4 protein-coding genes are annotated in these 6165 nt (G+C 77.4%); 2 read left to right on the top strand and 2 right to left on the bottom strand.

Annotated features, from left to right (window positions below):
* Positions 1 to 3268, top strand: a 3268-nt coding sequence (locus JZ5iCDA_RS19055) for a hypothetical protein (RefSeq protein ID WP_083260045.1), incomplete at its 5' end; no start/stop codon positions are given.
* Positions 3269 to 3279: 11 nt separating this feature from the next.
* Here the strand turns inward: JZ5iCDA_RS19055 and JZ5iCDA_RS14620 are convergent.
* A complete protein-coding gene (locus tag JZ5iCDA_RS14620) occupies positions 3280 to 4356 on the bottom strand; it encodes a glycosyltransferase family 4 protein (RefSeq protein ID WP_069387820.1) in 1077 nt (358 codons plus the stop codon).
* Between the two features lie 198 nt (positions 4357 to 4554).
* Here JZ5iCDA_RS14620 and JZ5iCDA_RS14615 point away from each other — a divergent pair, with 198 nt between their 5' ends.
* Entirely contained in the window at positions 4555 to 5730 is a 1176-nt protein-coding gene (locus JZ5iCDA_RS14615; RefSeq protein ID WP_069387819.1) for a glycosyltransferase family 4 protein, read from the top strand.
* Here the strand turns inward: JZ5iCDA_RS14615 and JZ5iCDA_RS14610 are convergent.
* On the bottom strand, positions 5714 to 6165 hold a 452-nt coding region (locus JZ5iCDA_RS14610), incomplete at its 5' end, for a phosphatase PAP2 family protein (protein ID WP_139123135.1). The genes JZ5iCDA_RS14615 and JZ5iCDA_RS14610 overlap by 17 nt on opposite strands.

Below are 6165 nucleotides of genomic sequence, written 5' to 3'. Positions count from 1 at the left end.
CGCGGCGACCGCGCTGCTGGGCGGCGGCGGCACGCCGGGCGCCGGGGGCGGTGCCGCCTCCGGGGACGCCCCCGTGGTCGCGCCGGTCGACCGGGAGGGGCCCGCGCCGGTGTGCGGGTTCCCGCGGCTGGAGCAGGTCACCCAGGACGGCGTCGACCCCGAGGAGCTCGGCGGCGTCCGGACCGTCGTGGACGACGTCGTGACCCTCGACGACGGCGAGCTCCTCACGTTCCGCGTCCGGGACGGCAGCGCCTGGGTGCTCGAGTGGGACCGCGAGGCCACGTACACGGTCACGCGCTACGACCTGGCGACCGGCGACGTCCGCGCGACCACGCCGGTCGAGCTCGCGTGGGACGGGGCGAGCGAGACGTTCAGCACCGACACGTTCGAGGTCGCCGCCGACGGCGACGTGTTCCTCCTCGACACCCTCATGCGGCGCCGCGACGTGCTGCGCGTCGCGCCCGACGGCACCACGGTGTGGTCGACGACGATCCCCGAGAACGAGCACACGGCCGGCGACCTGCTCGACCTGTACGGGACGGTGCGCTGGCAGACCGGGTCCGGCGACGTCGTCGGCGTCCAGGAGGCGGGGGAGGTGCTCCACCGCCTCTCCGGCGACGGCGAGCTCCTCGACACCGTCCCGCTCGAGGGCGGCGTGCTCGCCCAGCTCCCCGACGGACGGGCGCTCGTCGCGACCGACGCGCGCGAGGGCGACACCCGCTCGGTGGACCTCGTCGCGATGGACGAGGCTCTCGAGCCCGGCCTGCACGTCGGGGCGGGCTGGCAGCGCGGTCGCCCGTTCGCGGTGCCGCGCGTGCCGTGGGTCGACGCGGCCACGGGCATGACGACGGGACCGGGCGGGGAGGGGCTCCTCGTCGCGGAGGAGGCCCTCGGCCTGCGGTGGTACGGCGACGACGGCGTCTTCCGCGGCGTGTGGCCGGACACGCACAAGGACCTCGAGCAGCCGTTCGCGCTGTGGGAGCGCACGCCCGTCCTGCGCGACGGCACCGACGGCGGCGCGCCCTACTACGTGCTCACGCACGGCGAGGAGGGCGGGTTCTCCCTCACGGAGATCGGCGCGGACCGCATGGCGTACCAGCTCGGCGCGCCGGTCAAGCTCAACGCCGCGAACGAGGAGCTGTTCGGCGGCCTCGGCCTCGGCGCCGGTCTCCTCACCGACCGGCCGTACGGCGTCTTCCCCGACGGCGTCGAGCCGCGCGTCGTCGCGGCGTTCGACGACGCGTGGGGCGACCTCGCGGGCACGTACCGGCTCCGCTACGAGGTGCGCGGCGACCCGCGCGTGTGGGACCCGGTCGTGGGGGAGGAGCGCGTCGTCGACATCCCGGCCGAGGGCGGCGAGGTCGCGCTCGAGCTGCCGCCGACGCGCCCCGGCGTCTACGAGGTGGACGCGGCGCTCGTCGACACGACGACGGGCGAGGCGGTCTCCGGCACGTGCCTGCGGTACACGGTCGCCGCGCCGGGGAGCACGCTCGACCCGGCGCAGCTCGCCGACGGCGCCGACTGGGGCGGGGCCGGCCCGCTGCGCGGGGTCCAGCTCGCCGCCCAGCTCGGGGTCGGCAGCCACCGCACGCAGCTCGACTTCGGCGCGCTCGTGCCCGACCCGACCGGCGACCCGGACCCGGAGGGCGTCGTGTGGGACGCCCTGCCGAACGCGGCGTTCGAGCCCGACGCCGAGGAGGGCGAGGAGCCCGCGGAGGTCGACCCGTTCGCCGAGCTCGTCGCGGCGGCGGCGCTCGCGCAGGAGACAGGTGTCGTCCTCACGCTGCAGCTCGGCTCCGGCGGCGAGGCCGAGCAGGCCGCGGTCGACGCGGGCACGTGGGAGGGGTGGTCGCGGCTGATCGTCGCCGAGATCCACGAGCGCGCCCCGCAGGTGCGGCACTGGCAGCCGTGGAACGAGCCGAACAACACCGGCTACGACGGCGCCTCGTACGAGGAGCAGGTCGGCGCGCCGTTCGCGGCCGCGGCGCGGGCGGCGCACCCCGACGTCGTCGTGGTCGGCGGCAACACGCTCGGGATCGACCCCGGCTGGTGGGAGGCGCTCGTGGAGGCGGGGGGCTGCGCGTCGCTCGACGCGATCGGCATCCACCCGTACACCGGGTACAACCGGTCCTGGGAGGAGGAGGGCTTCTCCGAGGAGGGGGCGGAGCTCGACCGGCTCCGCGAGATCGTCGCCGCGTGCGGGGACCTCCCCCTGTGGGACACGGAGACCGGGTGGTGGTCCGACGGCGTCGCGAACTTCTGGGCGGGCGGCTCGGACGTCGCGCGCAAGCTCGTCTGGTACGGCCTCGAGGGCGTGGACGAGTGGACGTACTTCTTCTCCGAGGGCGGCTTCGGGGAGGCGGGCAACTCGTGGTCGCTGCTCCAGTTCGGCCAGTACGTCAAGCCCGCCGGGGCCGCGTTCGCGGCCACGGCGCCGGTCCTCGCCGGGTACGGCGGGTTCACCGCGGTCGAGACGGGCACGCCCGGCGTGCACGCGGTGCGCGCGACCGGCGTGGGCGGGACGCTCGGCGGCCGCTCGCTGCTCGCGCTGTGGAGCGAGGACCTCACGACGACGGTGCGGCTCACCGCCGCGTCTCCGGCCACCGTGACGGTCCGCGACCCCTACGGCGCCGAGCGCCCCCTCACCGTCCCGGCCGAGGGCGTCGAGGTCCCCGTGACCGGCGCGCCGGCCTTCCTCCTCGTGCCCGCCGGCGCGACCGTCGACGTCGCGCCCGTCGAGGGGTTCGGCGAGGACGTGCTCGAGGGCCGCCCGGTGACCGCGACGTCGACGCACGAGGACGCGAACGACCCCGACGTCGTCACCTCGGGCACGTTCGCCGTGCGCGAGCCGTGGCGCTCGGGGCGCCTCGCCGACGGCGCCGTCGACGAGAGCCCGGGCGTGGAGATCACGACCGACGGGCCGCGGACGATCGACCGGGTCGCCGTCGCGACGGCCGGCATCCGGTGCTGCACCTCGGGCCTGCGCGACTACACGGTCTCGGTCCGCACGCCCGACGGCGCGTGGCAGGACGTCGCCACGCAGACCGGCCAGTTCTTCGACCGCGTCGCGCTCTTCCGCTTCGATCCCGTCGAGGTCACCGCGGTCCGCGTGCGCGTGCCGATGACGACCGAGCGCGACGTGCCCGTCCTCGCCGCGAACTACACGGGGATCGTCGGCGGGCTCCACCCCGACTTCATCCCGCTCGCGACGGAGAGCGACTGGATCGCGACCATCAGCGCCGTGCGGGCGTGGGAGCCGGCGGGGTGAGGCTCCGGCCGTCAGCCGCGCGCGGCGACCGCGCGCCACACCTGCGCGTGCACCGCGGCGCTGCGCTCCCACGTGAACGTCGCCGCCCGGGCCCGGCCGCGGGCGACCGTCGCGGCGACCTCCGGGTCGTCGCCCGTCGCCCACAGCAGCCCGTCGGCGATGCTCGCGCCGTCCGGCTCGACGAGCACGCCGCCGTCGCCGACGACCTCGGGGAGCGAGCTCGTCCGGGCGGCGACGACGGGCACGCCCGCGGCCATGGCCTCGAGCGCCGGCAGCCCGAACCCCTCGTAGCGCGACGGCACGACGACCGCCGCGGCGCCGGCCACGAGGCCCGGCATGAGCCCGCCCGGGAGGCGCCCGACGAGGTGCGTGCCCGGCAGGTCGGCGAACAGGGCCGTGCGGCGGGGGTGCTCGGGTCCGCTCATGACGAGCGTGAGGTCGGGCCGCGCCGAGCGCACCGCGCGCCACGCGACGGCGAGCTCCTCGAGGTTCTTGCGCTGCGACGCCCCGCCGGCGTGCAGCACGTACGGCCCGGGCACGCCGAGCGCCGCGAGGCGCTCGCGGTCGAGCGGCCGCGCGTCGTGGTAGACGGGATCGACGCCGTTGTAGGCGACGACGGGGCGCTCCGCGAGGCCGAGCACCTCGGCGGCCTCGTCGGCGCTGAACTCCGAGACGCACACCACCGCGGCCGCGCGGCGCACCTCCTCGGCGGCGGCGCGCACGGGCGCGGACTCGTCGGCGTAGCGCCACGACACGACGTCCTGCACCGCCACGACGTCCCGGGTGGGGTGGGGCGGCAGGTCGAGGCCCACGCGGTGCACGACGGCGTCGCGCGGGTAGACGGCGCGGCCCGTGGCCCGGCGCACGGCGGGCCCCGCGGACGACAGGCGGCCGAGCGGGAGCCGGTGCGTCCCGGGCAGCGGCGAGCGCAGGGACCGCACGACGGCGCGGTCGACCGACCAGCGGTCCCCGGCGGCGCCCGAGCCGTCGGCCAGGGCGCCCGCGGCGCGCGCCGCGACCTCCTCCTGGTACACCTGGGCGCCCATGGGGACCTCGACCGCGACGGTCGCGACGACGAGCTGCGGCATCGGGTCCGGATCCCCTCGGGACGGGCGGCACCGGCCGGCGGGCCGGTCGGTAGAGTGGCGCCCACTCTAGTGGCGGGCCGACCTGCGAGGTCGCTCCGGAGCGGGTGATCGGGCGGGTGATCATCGGGCGCGACGCGCACGACGGCAGGCAGGTGGAGGCACGAGCGCAGGGGCTCGGCCCGAGGAGAGGTGAGGCGCATGACGGTGCGACGCGTGGCGCTCGTCGCGAGCTCGTACCACCCGCACACCGGGGGCGTGGAGTCGCACGTCCGGCACGTCGCGCGCGTCCTCGCGGCGCGCGGCCGGGCGGTGGAGGTGTGGACCGTCGACCGCGGCGAGCGGCTCGGGACCCGCCGGGTGGACGGCGTCCTCGTGCGCTACCTGCCGTGCCCGCAGCCGTCGAGCCGGCCGGGCGACGTCGCACGCTTCGGCCTCGCGGCGCCCGGTGCCGCCCTCGCGTGGGGCCGCGCGCACGCCGCCTTCCGCCCGGACGTCTTGCACGTCCAGTGCTTCGGCCCCAACGGGGCCTACGCGCTCGCGCTCCGCACGCTGACGCGCACGCCGCTCGTCGTCAGCTCGCACGGCGAGACGTTCGCCGACGACTTCGCCGTCTTCGAGCACTCGCGCCTCCTGGCCGCCGCGCTGCGGCGCTCGGTCGACGTCGCGACGGCGGTCACCGGGTGCTCGCGCGTCGTGACCGACGACCTCGTCCGGTTCGGGGCCGCCGGGGCCGTGGTCGTGCCCAACGGGGTCGAGCTCGACGGGCAGAGCGCGGTGTCGGCGGCTCCGGAGCCCGTGGCGCGGCGACGCGCCGACGGCGGACTCCCGGTCGTGCTTGCCGTGGGGCGCATCGAGCACGTCAAGGGGTTCGACCTGCTCGTGGACGCGTTCGCGGCGTCCGCGCTGCGCGACCGCGCGCGGCTCGTCGTCGTCGGGGACGGCGCCGAGGCGGCGTCGCTGCGGCGCCGTGTCGCGGCGCACGGCCTCGAGGACCGCGTCGAGCTGCCCGGCCGGCTCGAGCCGGCCGAGGTGGCGGCCCGCATGGCCGCGGCGGACGTGGTCGTCGTGCCGAGCCGGGCCGACGCCGCACCGCTCGTCGTGCTCGAGGGCTGGCGGTCCGGGCGTCCCGTGGTCGCGACGGTGCGCGGCGGCCCGCCGGAGATCGTCACCGACGACGTCGACGGCGTCCTCGTCGACCCGCAGGACACGCCCGCGCTCGCCGGTGCCGTGCTCGGGCTCCTCGACGACCCGGAGCGCGCCGACCGCATCGGCGCCGCCGGCCGGCGGCGGGTCGAGGACTTCACGTGGGAGCGCGTCGTCGACCGCTACGAGGAGCTCTACGCGGCGGTCGGACGTCCTACGCCGCGGTCCTGACGTCGTCCGCGGGGACGGTCGGCACGTCGAGGGCCCACGACACCGCGACGGCCGCGGCCGCCGCGACGAGCAGCGAGCCGACGACGTCGCTCGGCCGGTGCGCGTAGGTGACGACCGACGCGAGCCCGGCGACCGCCGTGACGGCCAGGCCGGCCCACCCCGCCGCGGGCCGCGACGACGGCCGCGGCCACAGGAGCCACACCGCGACGCACAGGCCTCCGACCACCGCGACGTGACCGCTCGGGAAGGTCTGGTGGGCGTACCCGAACCCGCCGAGGTCGGGCCGCTCGAGCAGCTCGCGCAGACCGATCGCGACGCCGACGGTCCCGGCGGCGACGAGCACCGCGGCCAGGAGGTCGCGCCACGCGCGCCGCACCAGCGCGACGACGCCGAGCACCGCGACGACGACCGCGCCCGCGACGGGCAGGCCGCGAC

The sequence above is a fragment of the Cellulosimicrobium cellulans genome, from assembly GCF_001722485.1.
Taxonomy (GTDB): domain Bacteria; phylum Actinomycetota; class Actinomycetes; order Actinomycetales; family Cellulomonadaceae; genus Cellulosimicrobium; species Cellulosimicrobium cellulans_A.
This window is presented reverse-complemented; position numbering and strand designations above follow the sequence as displayed.